This is a genomic window from Streptomyces sp. SD31 (assembly GCF_052068475.1).
In the GTDB taxonomy this organism is placed as follows: Bacteria; Actinomycetota; Actinomycetes; order Streptomycetales; family Streptomycetaceae; genus Streptomyces.
This window is the reverse complement of record NZ_JBQHCX010000010.1, coordinates 180,481-195,903: the sequence shown is the minus strand read 5'-3', so window position 1 is coordinate 195,903 and position 15,423 is coordinate 180,481. Positions and strand designations below refer to the sequence as shown.

The following is a 15,423-nucleotide window of genomic DNA, read 5'->3' as shown; positions in this document are numbered from 1 at the left end:
ACAAGACTGCCTTATCGGGACGGGACTGCGTGCCAGAGGGTGCGCGCTTGACGGCTCGGTGGGCTGTGCGGTGCCTTTTGCGGCTGGTGTGCCGAATGTTCGGCTCGGTCGCCTGCGGGGCGCTCCAGCCCCTCCGGCTCCCTCGCGGCCGGTGTCGTCGGCCCCGTGCAGGTGGGTGGGCACTTGCCCGGCGTCGGTGCGGGCTGGTCGGCAGGGCTACCGTGGGTGCTGTGATGGACGTACGGCGCGCCGCGCAGCGCTACCCCGGAGGGGATCCGGCAGCGGGCATCGAGTCACGCCACGCCTTCTCCTTCGGCCCGCACTACGACCCCGACAACCTCCGCTTCGGTGCGATGATCGCCTGCAACGAGGAGCGGCTCGCCCCCGGCGCCGGCTTCGACGAGCACCCCCACAGCCACACCGAGATCGTGACGTGGGTGGTCGAGGGCGAGCTGACCCACCGCGACTCCACCGGCCACGAGACCCGGGTCGGCCCCGGGGACGTCCAGCGGCTCAGCTCGGCGGGTGGCGTACGGCACGTGGAGCGCAACGACGGCGACACCCCCCTCACCTTCATCCAGACCTGGCTGGCCCCTCTGACGCCGGGCGGCGACCCGTCGTACGAGATCGTCCACGGCATCGCGGACTCGACGCCGTACGCCGTCCCGGAGGCGGGCGCGATGCTCCATGTGCGGCGGCTGGAGGCGGGGGAGCGGTCGGCGGTGCCGGACGGGGCGTATGTCTACGTGCATGTCGTGCGCGGTGAAGTGCGCCTGGACGGTGAGGAGTTGACCGCCGGTGACGCGGTGCGGGTCATGGACGCCGAGGGCGTGGAGGCGGTGGGCGTGAGCGCGGCGGAGCTGCTGATCTGGGAGATGGCGCCGTCGGCCGCTCAGGCGTGATGCCGAGGTGACGGAGTGGTTCGGGTGGCGTCCACCCCTCGGGCGGGCCGGGCTACAGCTGGGCGCGCACCGCGTCCGTGAACCCCGGCCACGCCTCGACCGCCCACGGCCCGAACGCCCGGTCCGTCAGCGCGACGCAGGCGGCCCCCGCATCCGGGTCGATCCACAGGAACGTACCCGACTGCCCGAAGTGCCCGAAGGTGCGCGGCGAGGACGAAGAGCCCGTCCAGTGCGGTGACTTGCCGTCCCGGATCTCGAAGCCGAGCCCCCAGTCGTTCGGGTTCTGGTGTCCGTACCCCGGCAGTACGCCCTTCGTCCCCGGGTACTGCACGGTCATCGCCTCGGCGACGGTCCGCGGGTCCAGCAGCCGCGGCGCCTGCACCTCCGCCGCGAACCGCAGCAGATCCTCGACGGTCGACACCCCGTCCTTGGCAGGAGAGCCCTCCAGCGAGGTGGCCGTCATGCCCAGTGGCTCCAGCACCGCCTGCCGCAGATACTCCGCGAACGGGATGTCCGTCGCCTTGGCGATGTGGTCCCCGAGCTGCTCGAACCCGGCGTTGGAGTACAGCCGCCGCTCCCCGGCCGGTGCCGTCACCCGGTGCTCGTCGAAGGCCAGCCCCGAGGTGTGCGCGAGCAGATGTCGCACCGTCGAGCCCTCCGGCCCGGCCGGCTCGTCCAGTTCGACGGCCCCCTCCTCGTAGGCGACCAGCACCGCGTAGGCGGCCAGCGGCTTGGTGACCGAAGCGAGGGGGAAGCGGTGCCCGACGGGGCCGTGGGTCCCGAGGACCGTGCCGTCGGCTCGTACGACACCTGCGGCGGCGGTGGGAACCGGCCAGTTCTCGATCAGCGCGAGGCTCTGCAAGGACATGCCTGTGAGCCTAAGCCGCTCACGGGCACAGCCGCATGTAGGGGTGCCTGTCCCGCGTGAAGCGCAGCGACGCGTACAGCGAGCGGTTCGGCAGCGCCCCAAGGGGCGCGCGGCGGTATGGGAGCGCATATCGAAACAGCCGGTGGAGCGCCGGCCACGACGATCACGCCATGTCCCGTGCATTTCTTACCGTTTCCGCTTGCTTGGAGCGCACTCCAAGGTCATAGCGTGGAGGGCATGACGGTGATGGAGACCACAAGTACCAGGACCGACAGCTGTGCCGCTCCGCCGCATCCGCACCGGCGCCCGGAAGGCCAGGACAGCTACACGATCAGCGAGGTCGTCGCCTTCACCGGTCTGACGGCCCACACCCTGCGCTGGTACGAGCGGATCGGCCTCATGCCGCACATCGACCGCTCGCACACGGGTCAGCGCCGCTACAGCAACCGCGACCTGGACTGGCTCGACCTCGTCGGCAAGCTGCGGCTGACCGGCATGCCGGTCGCCGACATGGTCCGGTACGCCGAGCTGGTGCGCGAGGGCGACCACACGTTCGGCGAGCGCTTCGAGCTGCTGGAGACGACCCGCCGCGACGTCCTCGCCCGGATCACCGAGCTCCAGGACACGCTGGCCGTACTCGACCGGAAGATCAGTTTCTACGCGGACGCGGGGCGTCTGTACGAGCAGGACAAGACGGAGAAGGTGGAGAAGGCCGGATGACGGACAACGGGATCGCGACGGCACGACTCGGCGCGGCGGGCCCCGAGGTGGGTGTCCAGGGCCTCGGCTGCATGGGCATGAGCTTCGCGTACGGCCCCTCGGACGCGGGCGAGTCCAGGGCGACCCTGGAACGGGCGCTGGAACTGGGCGTCACGCTGTACGACACGGCGGACGCGTACGGCGCGGGCGAGAACGAGAAGTTTCTCTCCCCGTTCTTCAAGGCGCACCGCGACGAGGTCGTCATCGCCACGAAGTTCGCCCTGGCGATCGACCCGGACGACCCGACGAAGCGGATCATCCGCAACGACACGCCCTACATACGCCAGTGCATCGAGGCGAGCCTGAAGCGCCTGGACGTCGACGCGATCGACCTCTACTACATGCACCGCCGGGATGTGAACGTCCCCATCGAGGAGACCGTCGGCGTCATGGCCGAGTTGGTCCGCGAGGGCAAGGTCAAGCACCTGGGCCTGAGCGAGGTGACGGCGGACGAACTGCGCGCCGCGCAGACCGTGCACCCGATCGCGGCCGTCCAGTCCGAGTGGTCGCTCTTCAGCCGTGACATCGAGGCCAAGGTGGTCCCCGCGGCCCGCGAACTCGGCGTGGCCCTGGTCCCGTACTCTCCCCTGGGCCGAGGCTTCCTCACCGGCTCCTTCGCCAAGGCCGAGGACCTCACCTCCGGCGACTTCCGCCGCCAGCAGCCCCGCTTCACGGGCGACAACGCGGCCGCCAACGCCGCCCTGCTGGAGCCGATCCGCACGGTGGCCGAGGCGCACGGCGCTTCCCTGGGCCAGATCGCCCTGGCGTGGGTCCAGCAGCAGATGGCACTGCACGGCCTCCCGGTCATCCCGATCCCGGGCACACGCAAGCCGACGCGGGTGGAGGAGAACGTGGCGGCTACGCGGATCGTGCTGGGTGAGGAGGACATGGAGCTGCTGGAGCCGATCGCGGCGAAGGTGGCAGGCGACAGGTACGCGGACATGCGGTTCGCGTCGGCGGGGAGGGAGTAAGACCGCGCCCTGCCGGCGCCGGGAAACCGCAACCCCCAGGGGCCCGGGGAACTGCGCGATCAACCACAACCGGCCCGCAGCCAACTGACAACCGCACCCGGCAGATGCTTGGTCCTAAAGCTCTGCCAACAACTCGGCCTTCTTCACCGAGAACTCCTCATCCGTCACCAGCCCCGCCTGATGCAGTTCCCCCAGGTGACGAATCCGCTCGGCGATATCGGCGGGATCCCGGCGCGGCGCAGCCGCAGCCGGGACAGCCGCCACCCCCGCGGAGCGATCCCGCACCGCCGCCAACACCGCCGCAGCGAACGGCAAGGACTCGTGCACGGGCCCATACCCCAGCCCGAACACCACGGCCGCCGGATCCTGATCGGCCTGCGCGGGCTGCGCGTCGGCGCAGTCACGCCGCAGCAGCCGTAGATGCCCCTCGAACACCTCCGGCGACCGCCACTCGACCCCGCTCAACTCGCCCACCGGAAAGCGCTGGTCCCCGGCCTTCCACTTCGCCGAGGACGCCCCCGTCCAGAACCACCGGAACCGGACGGTCTCCCCGTCGAAGGACGCCTTCCCGTCGTACGCCTTGAACTGCAACGGCACTTCGGGCGCGGCCACGAGGAACTCCTCGGCGGGCCCGGTCTCCGTCAACTGCGCCCGCAACTCGTCGGCGTAGTACTCGGCCAGCGTCTCCTTGTCGGCCGGCAGCACCAGCCGATACGGATCGCTGCCGTCCTTCAACTGCCCGGCCGCGGCCTCCAGCAACGGATCGGCGCCAGGCCGCAGCTCGATGCGCAGGGCCACGGTCCCGCGCTTGCCCGGCGCCGGCGTCACCCCGGCGATCGCCTCCAGCGGGACACGGCGTTCCCCGAGGCTCTGAAAGAGCTTGGGTGTTCGAATCCCCCGTTCGTAACGGATGAGCACGGAGTCGGACTCGAACTCCCAGGCGGCATGAAATCCGGCCAGTACGTCACCCATGCGGCTCATCGTATGCGGCACGTGCTCCTCCGTCGCCACCCCGCGCAACCCGCAATTCCTGCGCTTCTACGCGCGTCCGGCCGACGCGGTGTCGGACAAACCCGCCCGACAGGCCTCGGCATCGTCGGCACACCGCACCGCTTCGTACGCGCCAACCCCGATCTCGGCGAAGTTCAGCACGCTGTCCGTGCCCGGCTCGAAATAGCCGGCGTGCCCCTTCGCCTCCCGCGCCGACAGCACCCGCGCGCCGAACACCGCCGACACCGGGTCCTCCCCGTGTCCCAGCCCGCCGAGCTCGAGATACGGCACGTCCTGCACCCAGTCGTCCGCGTCCCGCATCGCCCACACATGCGCGGACGTACGCAGCTGGGAGGCCTTCGCGACCCGCATGCCGGGGGAGCCGGCCACCGCTATGTCGACCACCCGTCCCGGCAGCGTCGGCGCGGCGAGCCCGCACAGCACCGAGCCGTAGCTGTGGCAGAACAGGGAGACCGGCGACGCGCCGGGCAGGGCCCGCACCAGCGCGTTCAGGCGGATGGCCCCGTTCGCGGCGCGCATCGCCGTCGCCGAGTCGATGCCGAGCCCGCTCGGCGTCGTGTAGTCGGCCCAGGCGATCACGGCCGTACGCGTCGAGGGGCTCACCTCGCGCTCGGCCGCGTACAGGGATTGCGCCATGCCGACCGGCGCCGAGTACCTGCGGCTGGTGCGCTGGAAGGTCAGCAGGTCGGTGTCGACGCCGGGGACGACGACCGAGATCCGCTCGGCCTTCGTCAGGTCGCCGAACACCTCCGCGGCCCGCCCGGAGCCCTCCGGGTCGAAGGCGAGGATGTGCCGGTCCGCCTGCATCATCGACTCGAAGCGCTGCATGCGGCGGCCCGCCTCACGCTGCCCGTCCGGCGTGAGCCCGGCGTCGTGCATGCGTTTCTGCTCGACCTTGCGCGCCTGGCCGAGCGCGATGCGGTTGGCGCTGTAGCGCAGCTCGACGGGGGCGCCGTTCATATTGCCGACGGCGAGCGGATAGCGGTGCGCGAGGCTGCTGCGCTGCGGTGCGGTGAGCGAGGCGAAGAAACGGGCGAGCCGGGTGGGGGAGGAGTCCGTGTCCGGCAACCGGCGTCCGGCGATGCTGCCGTGCTCCCAGGCGCTGAGCGACGCCTCGAGCGGCGAGGCGCTGCGATGGTGCCGCAGGGCGGTCCAGCCGGTGGTCGCCAGCATCACGAACACCACGGCCAGAGCGAGCAGTGCGCGCCAGACGTTCAGTTGCGGGGACGTGTCGAAGGAAGTCACTGGAAGGACACACTAGGAGAACGAGAGGGTCTCGCGTTAACCGAGTGACGGGTATCACGTTTCGATCAAGGCGGCTTTAACAGGCCGATGACCTCAGCGTGTTCGCCAGCTCTCGCTGAGTGCCGGGCCCACCTGTTCGAGATATGAGATGGTCAATGTCCGCATGGCGTCCAGGCTGAAGTCCCCGCCCGTGCTCCACTGACGCTCCGTCAGCCGCATCACCCCGCCGAAGACGGCCACCGCGAGCCGCGGTCGCGGATCGGTGTCCAGGTCGACCCCCTCGCGCTCGGCGAGGATGAGCGCGATCGCCTCCTCGGCCTCCACCGAGCGCCGCAGATGGGTGGCGAGCAGGGCGGGCGTCGACTCGATCACCTTGTGCATGCGCAGATACAGCTCGACGGGTACGACGGCCTCGATCACGTCGTTGAGCGTGTCCCAGCCCTCCAGTACGGCCTGCCGCAGCGCCTCCATGGGTGCCTCGTGCGGCGGACGCTCGCGCACCGCCTCCAAGAAGTGCGCCACCGTCATCCCCTCCAGGGCGAGGGCCGCCTCCTCCTTGCCGGCGAAGTAGCGGAAGAACGTGCGCTGCGACACATCGACGGCATCGGCGATGTCATCGACGGTGGTGCGCTCGTATCCCTGGGTGATGAAGAGCTCCAGCGCAGTACGCAGCAGTGCTTCCCGGGTGCGCTGCTTCTTGCGTTCGCGCAGTGTTTCCATGTCTGTCAGTTACCGACTTGTGAATTGGTTTGTCAATTGTCAGAGGCTGTCACTAGCCTCGAACGCATGACTAGTCAGACCACCATCGACACGACGGGGTCGGGGGACAAGGCGCCGGCGGGCCCGTCGGACGCGACGCCGGCCAAGGGGCTGCGCGGGCACCCTTGGTTCACTCTCATCACCGTCGCAGTGGGGGTCATGATGGTGGCCCTCGACGGCACCATCGTGGCCATCGCCAACCCGGCCATCCAGAAGGACCTCGGCGCCACCTTCGCCCAGGTCCAGTGGATCACCAACGGATACTTCCTCGCCCTCGCGGTCTCCCTGATCACCGCCGGCAAGCTCGGCGACCGCTTCGGGCACCGCCAGACCTTCCTGATCGGCGTGGTCGGCTTCGCCGCCGCCTCCGGCGCCATCGGCATGTCGGACAGCATCGCGCTGGTCGTCACCTTCCGCGTCTTCCAGGGCCTGTTCGGCGCGCTGCTGATGCCGGCCGCGCTCGGCCTGCTGCGGGCCACCTTCCCGGCCGAGAAGCTCAACATGGCCATCGGCATCTGGGGCATGGTCATCGGCGCCTCCACCGCGGGCGGCCCGATCCTCGGCGGCGTCCTCGTCGAGCACGTCAACTGGCAGTCGGTGTTCTTCATCAACGTGCCGGTCGGCATCCTCGCCGTCGTCCTCGGCGTGATGATCCTGCTCGACCACCGCGCCGAGAACGCCCCGCGCTCCTTCGACATCCTGGGCATCGCCCTGCTGTCGGCCGCGATGTTCTGCCTGGTCTGGGCCCTGATCAAGGCCCCGGAGTGGGGCTGGGGCGACGGCAAGACGTGGGCGTTCATAGCCGCGTCGGTCCTGGGCTTCGCGCTCTTCGCCTTCTGGGAGACGAAGGTGAAGGAGCCGCTGATCCCGCTGGCGCTGTTCCGGTCCGTCCCGCTGTCCGCCGGTGTCGTCCTGATGGTGCTGATGGCCATCGCCTTCATGGGCGGCCTGTTCTTCGTGACGTTCTACCTCCAGAACGTCCACGGCATGAGCCCGATCGACGCGGGCCTGCACCTCCTGCCCCTCACCGGCATGATGATCGTCGGCTCCCCGCTCGCGGGCGCGATGATCACCAAGCTGGGCCCGCGGATCCCGCTGGCGGGCGGCATGGCGGCCACCGCGATCGCCATGTACGGCATGTCCACGCTGGACACGGACACCGGCAGCGCCGTGATGTCCGTCTGGTTCGCCCTTCTCGGCCTCGGCCTCGCCCCGGTCATGGTGGGCGCCACCGAGGTCATCGTCGGCAACGCGCCCATGGAGCTGTCCGGCGTCGCCGGCGGTCTCCAGCAGGCCGCCATGCAGATCGGCGGCAGCCTCGGTACGGCCGTCCTGGGCGCCGTCATGGCCTCCAAGGTCGACAGCGACCTCGCCGGCAACTGGACGTCCGCGGGCCTGCCGCCGCTCACCGAGACCCAGGAGGCCCAGGCCTCCGAGGCGGTCCAGGTCGGCGTGGCACCGCTGGCCCCGGGCACGCCGGACGCCATCGCCGCGAAGATCGAGGGCGTGGCGCACGACACGTTCATCTCGGGCATGAGCCTGGCGTCCCTGGTCGCCGCGGGCGTGGCGGTCGTCGCCGTCTTCGTCGCCTTCCTCACCAAGCGGGGCGAGAACGCGCAGGCGGGCGCGGGCGCGGGGCACATCTGACGCGCCGCAGGCCAACGGAGGGATCCGCGGCCGGAGTTCCCCTATCAGGGTGACTTCGCTAAAGATCCCTCCCATCCGGCATGCGCCGCAGGTCAGATTGGGTGGAGCCCTCCGTACGGCATGTTCCTCGGGCAAGTTCGTACGACGAGGAGGGCGAGCTGGGCTGCGGCGCGCTGCCGGAGGGGGACAGCGCGCCGACGGCCCGGAACAACCGGAGGATTAGAGCCCGCACGCGGGGTACTCGATTCAACGAACCCAACCGACCGAAAGGTTCTGGGAGTTGAGTTGACTATGGCGGGCTTCGGACACCGAACGCGCAGGTACCCCCGCTCACGTGGCCGGACGTGGTCACGGACCGGGCCGGATCGCGCGACGCTGGGCATCATCGGAGCCGTCTGCGCGGTTGCCGGGTTCTTCGTACTGGGCATCATCCTGGGTCCCGTGGCGATCGCCTGTGGATGGCTGGCGATGGGCCGCAGTTGGTCCGGAGCCCGTCCTGTCCCCGCGCTGATCGCGGTGGTCCTGGGTGCGATCGACACCCTGCTGGCCATCATCTGGCTGGCGGGGACGGCGACACCGGGCAACGGCCTGTTCTGACAGACCGCCCGGGAGCTCGGGACCTGCGGTTCGATGGCGGTTGCGGGTGGTGAGGGCTGATCGCGCAGTTCTCCGCGCCCGTTGGGGCGCTGCAGCGCCGGCCGCCGGCCGCGGGCGCCCGGGTCCGCCAAGCCGCGGGCAACCAGCTAACGAGGCTGTTCCTTCCGGACCTGCCCCGGCACCGTCGCCCCCGACAACGACGCGACCTCGGCCCGCAACGCCCGCACCTCCTCCGTCAGCCGCCGGATGGCCTCCGTCTGCCGCCGCTCCTCCACGTCGTCCATCTCGAACCGGGCTATGAACCACGCGGCGATGTTCGCGGTCACCACACCCAGCAAGGCGATCCCGGACAGCATCAACCCCACCGCGAGCATCCGCCCCACCCCCGTGGTCGGCGCGTGATCCCCGTACCCCACGGTCGTCATGGTCGTAAAGGACCACCACACCGCGTCACCCAGCGTCTTGATGTTCCCGTCCGGCGAATCCCGCTCCACCGACAGCACGGCCAGCGACCCGAACATCAGCAGCCCGACCACCGACCCGGCGACGTAGGTCGTCAGCCGCACCTGCGAGGCCATCCGGGCTCGTTGTCCGACGAGCAGCAGCGTGGCCACGAGCCGCAGCAGCCGCAGCGGCTGGACCAGCGGCAGGGCGACCGCGAACAGATCGAGCCAGTGGCTCCGTACGAACTCCACCCGCCGCTCGGCGAGAGCGAGCCGTACGACGTAGTCCAGCGCGAACGCGCCCCACACCACCCACTCCACCGCGAGACACGCGGACACCACCTCACCGCTCGCGTCCGGCTCGACGATCGGCACGGCATAGGCCACGGCGAACGCCAGGGCCAGAGCGAACAGGGGCCGCTGGGTGAGCCGTTCCCAACGGGCTTGCGCGGGCGGTTGCTTCATGGGCGCATCGTAGGAAATGTGAAGGGGCGGTGTATCCCGCAGGTCACCCACGGGCACACCACCCCTGCACAGCCCTTGCCGGACGTCGCCGACGCTAGGCGTCGCCTCCGGCGGCACCCGGGTCCGCAGCCGACACATCGAGCAGCTGGTAACGGTCGATCGCCTGCTTCAGCACCGACCGGTCCACCTTGCCCTCCTTCGCCAGCTCGGTCAGCACCCCGACGACCACCGACTGCGCGTCGATGTGGAAGAAGCGGCGGGCGGCACCGCGGGTGTCCGCGAACCCGAACCCGTCCGCACCCAGCGACTGGTACGTCCCCGGCACCCACCGGGCGATCTGGTCCGGCACCGACCGCATCCAGTCGGAGACGGCCACGAACGGGCCCTCGGCGCCGCTGAGCTTGCGCGTCACCCACGGCACCCGCTGCTCCTCCTCCGGATGCAGCAGGTTGTGCTCCTCGCACTCCACGGCCTCGCGCCGCAGCTCGTTCCAGGAGGTCGCCGACCAGACGTCGGCCTTGACGTTCCACTCCTCGGCGAGGATCTTCTGCGCCTCGATCGCCCAGGGGACGGCCACACCGGACGCGATGATCTGCGCGGGGATCGACCCGGACGTGCCCTCGCTGAAGCGGTAGACGCCCTTGAGGATGCCCTCGACGTCGACGTTCTCCGGCTCGGCCGGGTGCTGGATCGGCTCGTTGTAGACGGTGAGGTAGTAGAAGACGTCCTCGCCGTGCGGGTGCTCGGCGTCGCCGCCGTACATCCGCCGCAGACCGTCCTTGACGATGTGCGCGATCTCGTAGCCGAACGCCGGGTCGTACGACACACAGCCCGGGTTGGTCGAGGCGAGCAGCTGCGAGTGGCCGTCGGCGTGCTGCAGGCCCTCACCGGTCAGCGTCGTACGGCCGGCGGTCGCACCCAGGACGAAACCGCGCGCCAGCTGGTCCGACATCTGCCAGAACTGGTCACCGGTGCGCTGGAAACCGAACATCGAGTAGAAGACGTAGACCGGGATCAGCGGCTCGCCGTGCGTGGCGTACGCCGAACCCGCCGCGATCAGCGAGGCCGTGCAGCCCGCCTCCGAGATGCCGTCGTGCAGCATCTGGCCCTGCGGCGACTCCTTGTAGGCGAGCAGCAGATCGCGGTCGACCGCCTCGTACTGCTGGCCCAGCGGGTTGTAGATCTTCGCGCTCGGGAAGAACGAGTCCATGCCGAACGTGCGGTACTCGTCCGGCGCGATCAGCACGAACCGCCTGCCGATCTCCTTGTCCCGCATGAGGTCCTTGAGCAGCCGTACGAACGCCATGGTCGTGGCGATGGACTGCTGGCCCGAGCCCTTCTTCACGGTCGCGTACGTCTTGTCGTCCGGCAGCGCCAGCGGCTTGGAGCGCACCACACGCGTCGGGACGTAACCGCCGAGCCCCTTGCGGCGGTCGTGCATGTACTGGATCTCCTCGGAGTCCCGCCCGGGGTGGTAGTACGGCGGGAGCCCGCTGTCCAGGTCCTTGTCGGCGATCGGCAGGTGCAGGCGGTCGCGGAAGCGCTTCAGGTCGTCGACCGTCAGCTTCTTCATCTGGTGCGTGGCGTTGCGGCCCTCGAAGTTGGGGCCGAGCGTCCAGCCCTTGATCGTCTTGGCGAGGATCACCGTCGGCTGGCCCTTGTGCGCCCGGGCGGCCGAATAGGCGGCGTAGATCTTCTTGTGGTCGTGACCGCCGCGGCCCAGGTGCAGGATCTGGTCGTCGGTCATGCCCTCGACCATCGCGCGCAGCCGGTGGTCGTCACCGAAGAAGTGGTCGCGGATGTAGCCGCCGGTCTCGGTGGCGTACGTCTGGAACTGGCCGTCCGGCGTGGTGTTCATCCGGTTGACCAGCACGCCGTCGCGGTCCTGCGCCAGCAGCGGGTCCCAGGTGCGGTCCCAGATCAGCTTGATGACGTTCCAGCCGGCGCCCCGGAAGATCGACTCCAGCTCCTGGATGACCTTGCCGTTGCCGCGCACCGGGCCGTCCAGGCGCTGCAGGTTGCAGTTGACCACGAAGGTGAGGTTGTCCAAGCCCTCGCGGGCGGCGATGGACAACTGGCCGAGCGACTCCGGCTCGTCCATCTCGCCGTCACCCAGGAACGCCCACACATGCGATTTGGAGGTGTCGGCGATGCCGCGCGCCTCCATGTAGCGGTTCATCCGCGCCTGGTAGATCGCGCCGATCGGGCCGAGGCCCATCGACACGGTCGGGAACTCCCAGAAGCCCGGCATCAGCCGCGGGTGCGGATAGCTGGACAGCCCGTACGGCGCCTTCGACTTCTCCTGGCGGAACGCGTCCAGGTTCTGCTCGCTGAGCCGGTCCAGCAGGAACGCGCGCGCGTAGATGCCCGGAGAGGCATGTCCCTGGAAGAAGACCTGGTCGCCGCCGTCGCCCTCGTCCTTGCCTCGGAAGAAGTGGTTGAAGCCCACGTCGTAGAGCGAGGCGGAGGAGGCGAAGGTCGCGATGTGGCCGCCGACGCCGATGCCGGGGCGCTGGGCCCTGGACACCATGACCGCGGCGTTCCACCGGGTCGCGTTGAGGATCTTGCGCTCGATCTCCTCGTTGCCCGGGAAGAACGGCTCGTCCTTGGTGGCGATCGTGTTGACGTAGTCCGTGCTGCGCATCTCGGGCACGGCCACGCGCTTCTCGCGGGCCCGCTCGATCAGCCGCAGCATCAGATAGCGGGCCCGCTCCCGGCCGCGCTCGTCCACGGCGGCATCGAGGGAATCGAGCCACTCCTGGGTTTCCTCGGGATCGAAGTCAGGAACCTGACTCGGAAGGCCGCCAATGATGATCGGGTTTCGATCGGATCCGGAAGCCACGCTGTTCCTTACCTGTCAGAGGGCTGTGTTTCTGGGGTTTCTGGGCGTCTGCACCGCTCCCCATCGTGTACCTAGGGGCGCCAAACGTCATCTCTACTGTGAGGTAACCGGGTCCTGGTAACGGCGGAGTACCCGCTGAGGGTTCCCAAACGCCCAAAGGGGGCAGATTGGCGTGGCGTGCGTCACCTTGGGACGATGATGGTGTGCCTGAAGTTGCGGTGACACGTTCAGGATCGTCACCGTTTCGGCGGTCTGAACGGCCGGGTACTTGCGCGATCCGTCCCGCCCGTGTGGACTACGGCCAATGCTTCGCGCACGCGCGTGGCTGAGTTATTTCCCAAGACATGATCAGGAGGCAACCCGTGAGCGCGACCGCGGACCACGCGGAGGAGCGGACCCTTGCCGAGAGGCTGGGGTTCCAGCCCGAGCAGGTGGTCCAGGAGATCGGCTACGACGACGACGTAGACCAGGAACTCCGCGAGGCCATTGAGTCAGTCACCGGCACAGAACTCGTGGACGAGGACTACGACGACGTTGCCGATGCCGCGGTGCTGTGGTTCCGCGACGAGGACGGCGACCTGACGGATGCGCTGGTGGACGCCACCACGTACATCGAAGAGGGCGGCGCGATCCTGTTGCTGACGCCGAAGACCGGCCGTGACGGCTACGTGGAGCCCAGCGACATCTCTGAAGCCGCGACCACGGCGGGTCTGTCGGCATCCAAGAGCGTCAGCGTCGGCAAGGACTGGAGCGGCAGTCGGCTGGTGACGCCCAAGGCCGCCAAGACCAAGAAGTAATCGGTAGTAGCCGCTGGCGGTGCCGGGCCGGGCTGAAAAGCCCGGCCCGGCCTCCTGCACGGGCCTGGGTGGTCGCTGCATAGGGTGGGTTCCACCCGAACAGCCCCACCGAAAGGACATCCACGACGATGGCGATCCAGGTCGGCGACAAGGCCCCCGACTTCGAGCTCAAGGACAACCACGGCGCCACCGTGAAGCTCTCCGACTTCCGTGGCTCCAAGAACGTCGTCCTGCTCTTCTACCCCTTCGCCTTCACCGGCGTGTGCACCGGCGAGCTGTGCGAGGTGCGCGACAACCTGCCGCAGTTCTCCGACCGCGACACCCAGGTGCTCGCCGTCTCCAACGACTCCATCCACACCCTGCGCGTCTTCGCCGAGCAGGAGGGCCTGGAGTACCCGCTGCTCAGCGACTTCTGGCCGCACGGCGAGGTCAGCCGCGCCTACGGCGTCTTCGCCGAGGACAAGGGCTGCGCGGTGCGCGGCACCTTCGTCATCGACAAGGAGGGCGTCGTGCGCTGGACGGTCGTCAACGCGCTGCCGGACGCCCGTGACCTGAACGAGTACGTCAAGGCGCTCGACACCCTCTGACCCGTGTGATCCCGTCCGGTCCCTCCGGTGACCGACACCTGTGATTCTTCGGCACCAGGGCCTGCGAGGTACGGGAACCCGTAACTAGGATCGACTCGTTGATCCGATATCAAACGCACGGCGGGGCTCCCCGCCCCTGGAAACCAATGGAGGACTCGTGGGAGTCAGCCTCAGCAAGGGCGGCAACGTATCACTGAGCAAGGAGGCTCCGGGCCTCACTGCGGTCATCGTCGGTCTGGGGTGGGACGTCCGCACCACGACCGGCACCGACTTCGACCTGGACGCCAGCGCGCTGCTGCTGAACCCGGAGGGCAAGGTCGGCAGCGACGCGAACTTCGTCTTCTTCAACAACCTCAAGAGCGCCGACGGCTCCGTCGAGCACACCGGCGACAACCTCACCGGTGAGGGCGAGGGCGACGACGAGCAGATCAAGGTCAACCTCGCGGGCGTCCCGGCGGACGTCGAGAAGATCGTCTTCCCGGTCTCGATCTACGACGCCGAGAACCGCCAGCAGTCCTTCGGCCAGGTGCGCAACGCGTTCATCCGCGTCGTCAACCAGGCCGGCGGCGCCGAGATCGCGCGCTACGACCTCAGCGAGGACGCGTCCACCGAGACCGCGATGGTCTTCGGCGAGCTGTACCGGCACGGCGCGGAGTGGAAGTTCCGCGCCATCGGCCAGGGCTACGCCTCGGGCCTGCGCGGCATCGCACAGGACTTCGGTGTGAACGTCTGAGGCCACCATCCGAGGGGTGACCGTCCAGGACACCACTGGCTGAGTCCGGCGCCGTACCGTTTGGGTGCGGCGCCGGATGTGCAGGACAACCAAAAAGCATCACGCGGGGAGGACCAGCAATATGGGCGTCACGCTCGCCAAGGGAGGCAATGTCTCCCTGTCCAAGGCCGCACCGAACCTCACTCAGGTGATGATCGGGCTCGGCTGGGACGCGCGCTCCACCACCGGAGCCCCCTTCGACCTCGACGCCAGCGCCCTGATGTGCACCGGCGGACGGGTCATGGGCGATGAGTGGTTCGTCTTCTACAACCAGCTCAAGAGTCCGGACGGCTCGGTGGAGCACACCGGGGACAACCTCACCGGTGAGGGTGACGGCGACGACGAGTCGCTCCTGATCGACCTCTCGAAGGTGCCGGCCTGGTGCGACAAGATCGTCTTTCCCGTCTCCATCCACATGGCCGACGAGCGCGGCCAGACCTTCGGCCAGGTCAGCAACGCCTTCATCCGCGTCGTGAACCAGGCCGACGGCCAGGAGCTCGCTCGCTACGACCTGAGCGAGGACGCCTCCACCGAGACCGCCATGATCTTCGGCGAGGTGTACCGCCACCAGGGAGAGTGGAAGTTCCGGGCGGTCGGACAGGGGTACGCGTCGGGTCTGCGCGGCATCGCGCTGGACTTCGGAGTCAACGTCTCATAACGCGATATGAGCAAAAGTCGGGGCCCCGTGGGGTGGGGAGGGGGGCCGACTAGACTTCGGCTTCAAAGTCTTCGTAAAGCCGAGTGCGGCGCGATGGAGC

15 protein-coding genes are annotated in these 15,423 nt (G+C 69.0%); 9 read left to right on the top strand and 6 right to left on the bottom strand.

Annotated elements, in window-relative coordinates:
- Positions 1-233: 233 nt before the first annotated feature.
- Positions 234-902, top strand: a complete 669-nt coding sequence (locus ACTMVF_RS22935) for a pirin family protein (protein ID WP_441273096.1) — start codon at positions 234-236, stop codon at positions 900-902.
- A 52-nt stretch (positions 903-954) separates the two neighbouring features.
- Here the strand turns inward: ACTMVF_RS22935 and ACTMVF_RS22930 are convergent, their stop codons facing one another.
- Entirely contained in the window at positions 955-1,770 is an 816-nt protein-coding gene (locus ACTMVF_RS22930) for a serine hydrolase domain-containing protein (RefSeq protein WP_441272966.1), read from the bottom strand.
- Positions 1,771-2,007: 237 nt separating this feature from the next.
- Between ACTMVF_RS22930 and ACTMVF_RS22925 the strand changes: the two genes are divergently transcribed.
- Together ACTMVF_RS22925 and ACTMVF_RS22920 are read left to right on the top strand one after the other, a co-directional pair.
- The gene (locus ACTMVF_RS22925) at positions 2,008-2,490 is read left to right on the top strand and encodes a MerR family transcriptional regulator (RefSeq protein WP_441272965.1); all 483 of its coding nucleotides are present in this window, start codon (positions 2,008-2,010) and stop codon (positions 2,488-2,490) included.
- Complete coding sequence (locus ACTMVF_RS22920; RefSeq protein ID WP_441272964.1) at positions 2,487-3,500, top strand: aldo/keto reductase; 1,014 nt, start codon at positions 2,487-2,489, stop codon at positions 3,498-3,500. Before ACTMVF_RS22925 ends, ACTMVF_RS22920 begins: the two co-directional genes overlap by 4 nt.
- Before the next feature lie 114 nt (positions 3,501-3,614).
- Here ACTMVF_RS22920 and ACTMVF_RS22915 read toward each other — a convergent pair whose 3' ends face one another.
- The 3 genes from ACTMVF_RS22915 to ACTMVF_RS22905 form a co-directional block, all read right to left on the bottom strand.
- Positions 3,615-4,481, bottom strand: a complete 867-nt coding sequence (locus ACTMVF_RS22915) for a DUF4429 domain-containing protein (protein WP_441273095.1) — start codon at positions 4,479-4,481, stop codon at positions 3,615-3,617.
- A 57-nt stretch (positions 4,482-4,538) separates the two neighbouring features.
- Entirely contained in the window at positions 4,539-5,756 is a 1,218-nt protein-coding gene (locus tag ACTMVF_RS22910) for an alpha/beta hydrolase (protein WP_441272963.1), read from the bottom strand.
- 93 nt (positions 5,757-5,849) lie between these two features.
- Positions 5,850-6,476 carry a TetR family transcriptional regulator gene (locus tag ACTMVF_RS22905; protein WP_441272962.1) on the bottom strand — a complete coding sequence of 209 codons (627 nt, stop codon included), beginning with the start codon at positions 6,474-6,476 and terminating at the stop codon, positions 5,850-5,852.
- A gap of 66 nt (positions 6,477-6,542) precedes the next feature.
- Here ACTMVF_RS22905 and ACTMVF_RS22900 point away from each other — a divergent pair, with 66 nt between their 5' ends.
- Together ACTMVF_RS22900 and ACTMVF_RS22895 are read left to right on the top strand one after the other, a co-directional pair.
- Positions 6,543-8,162 carry an MFS transporter gene (locus ACTMVF_RS22900; RefSeq protein ID WP_441272961.1) on the top strand — a complete coding sequence of 540 codons (1,620 nt, stop codon included), beginning with the start codon at positions 6,543-6,545 and terminating at the stop codon, positions 8,160-8,162.
- Between the two features lie 291 nt (positions 8,163-8,453).
- The gene (locus ACTMVF_RS22895; RefSeq protein ID WP_441272960.1) at positions 8,454-8,759 is read left to right on the top strand and encodes a small hydrophobic protein; all 306 of its coding nucleotides are present in this window, start codon (positions 8,454-8,456) and stop codon (positions 8,757-8,759) included.
- A 146-nt stretch (positions 8,760-8,905) separates the two neighbouring features.
- On the opposite strand, the gene ACTMVF_RS22890 is transcribed toward ACTMVF_RS22895, so the two are convergent.
- Together ACTMVF_RS22890 and aceE are read right to left on the bottom strand one after the other, a co-directional pair.
- On the bottom strand, positions 8,906-9,667 hold the full coding sequence (locus tag ACTMVF_RS22890) for a potassium channel family protein (protein WP_441272959.1): 762 nt from the start codon (positions 9,665-9,667) through the stop codon (positions 8,906-8,908).
- Between the two features lie 94 nt (positions 9,668-9,761).
- On the bottom strand, positions 9,762-12,509 hold the full coding sequence (aceE, locus tag ACTMVF_RS22885; protein ID WP_441272958.1) for a pyruvate dehydrogenase (acetyl-transferring), homodimeric type: 2,748 nt from the start codon (positions 12,507-12,509) through the stop codon (positions 9,762-9,764).
- A 362-nt stretch (positions 12,510-12,871) separates the two neighbouring features.
- On the opposite strand from aceE, the gene ACTMVF_RS22880 reads away from it, so the two are divergent.
- The 4 genes from ACTMVF_RS22880 to ACTMVF_RS22865 all read left to right on the top strand — a co-directional run bounded on the left by ACTMVF_RS22880 (position 12,872) and on the right by ACTMVF_RS22865 (position 15,323).
- Positions 12,872-13,306: a DUF3052 domain-containing protein gene (locus ACTMVF_RS22880; RefSeq protein WP_030054586.1), complete on the top strand. Its 435-nt coding sequence runs from the start codon at positions 12,872-12,874 to the stop codon at positions 13,304-13,306.
- A gap of 128 nt (positions 13,307-13,434) precedes the next feature.
- On the top strand, positions 13,435-13,893 hold the full coding sequence (locus tag ACTMVF_RS22875; protein WP_048582333.1) for a peroxiredoxin: 459 nt from the start codon (positions 13,435-13,437) through the stop codon (positions 13,891-13,893).
- Between the two features lie 157 nt (positions 13,894-14,050).
- A complete protein-coding gene (locus tag ACTMVF_RS22870; protein WP_031476289.1) occupies positions 14,051-14,626 on the top strand; it encodes a TerD family protein in 576 nt (191 codons plus the stop codon).
- A 121-nt stretch (positions 14,627-14,747) separates the two neighbouring features.
- Positions 14,748-15,323, top strand: coding sequence for a TerD family protein (locus tag ACTMVF_RS22865; protein WP_441272957.1), 576 nt, complete (start codon positions 14,748-14,750; stop codon positions 15,321-15,323).
- Positions 15,324-15,423 lie beyond the last annotated feature (100 nt).

What these genes read in the sequence shown, in the direction of transcription:
- ACTMVF_RS22900 (WP_441272961.1), top strand. Translation starts at nt 6,543, where the DNA reads ATGACTAGTCAGACCACCATCGACACGACGGGGTCGGGGGACAAGGCG.
- ACTMVF_RS22905 (WP_441272962.1), bottom strand. Translation starts at nt 6,476, where the DNA reads ATGGAAACACTGCGCGAACGCAAGAAGCAGCGCACCCGGGAAGCACTG.
- ACTMVF_RS22920 (WP_441272964.1), top strand. Translation starts at nt 2,487, where the DNA reads ATGACGGACAACGGGATCGCGACGGCACGACTCGGCGCGGCGGGCCCC.
- ACTMVF_RS22925 (WP_441272965.1), top strand. Translation starts at nt 2,008, where the DNA reads ATGACGGTGATGGAGACCACAAGTACCAGGACCGACAGCTGTGCCGCT.
- ACTMVF_RS22930 (WP_441272966.1), bottom strand. Translation starts at nt 1,770, where the DNA reads ATGTCCTTGCAGAGCCTCGCGCTGATCGAGAACTGGCCGGTTCCCACC.
- ACTMVF_RS22915 (WP_441273095.1), bottom strand. Translation starts at nt 4,481, where the DNA reads ATGAGCCGCATGGGTGACGTACTGGCCGGATTTCATGCCGCCTGGGAG.
- ACTMVF_RS22865 (WP_441272957.1), top strand. Translation starts at nt 14,748, where the DNA reads ATGGGCGTCACGCTCGCCAAGGGAGGCAATGTCTCCCTGTCCAAGGCC.
- ACTMVF_RS22895 (WP_441272960.1), top strand. Translation starts at nt 8,454, where the DNA reads ATGGCGGGCTTCGGACACCGAACGCGCAGGTACCCCCGCTCACGTGGC.
- ACTMVF_RS22890 (WP_441272959.1), bottom strand. Translation starts at nt 9,667, where the DNA reads ATGAAGCAACCGCCCGCGCAAGCCCGTTGGGAACGGCTCACCCAGCGG.
- ACTMVF_RS22935 (WP_441273096.1), top strand. Translation starts at nt 234, where the DNA reads ATGGACGTACGGCGCGCCGCGCAGCGCTACCCCGGAGGGGATCCGGCA.
- ACTMVF_RS22875 (WP_048582333.1), top strand. Translation starts at nt 13,435, where the DNA reads ATGGCGATCCAGGTCGGCGACAAGGCCCCCGACTTCGAGCTCAAGGAC.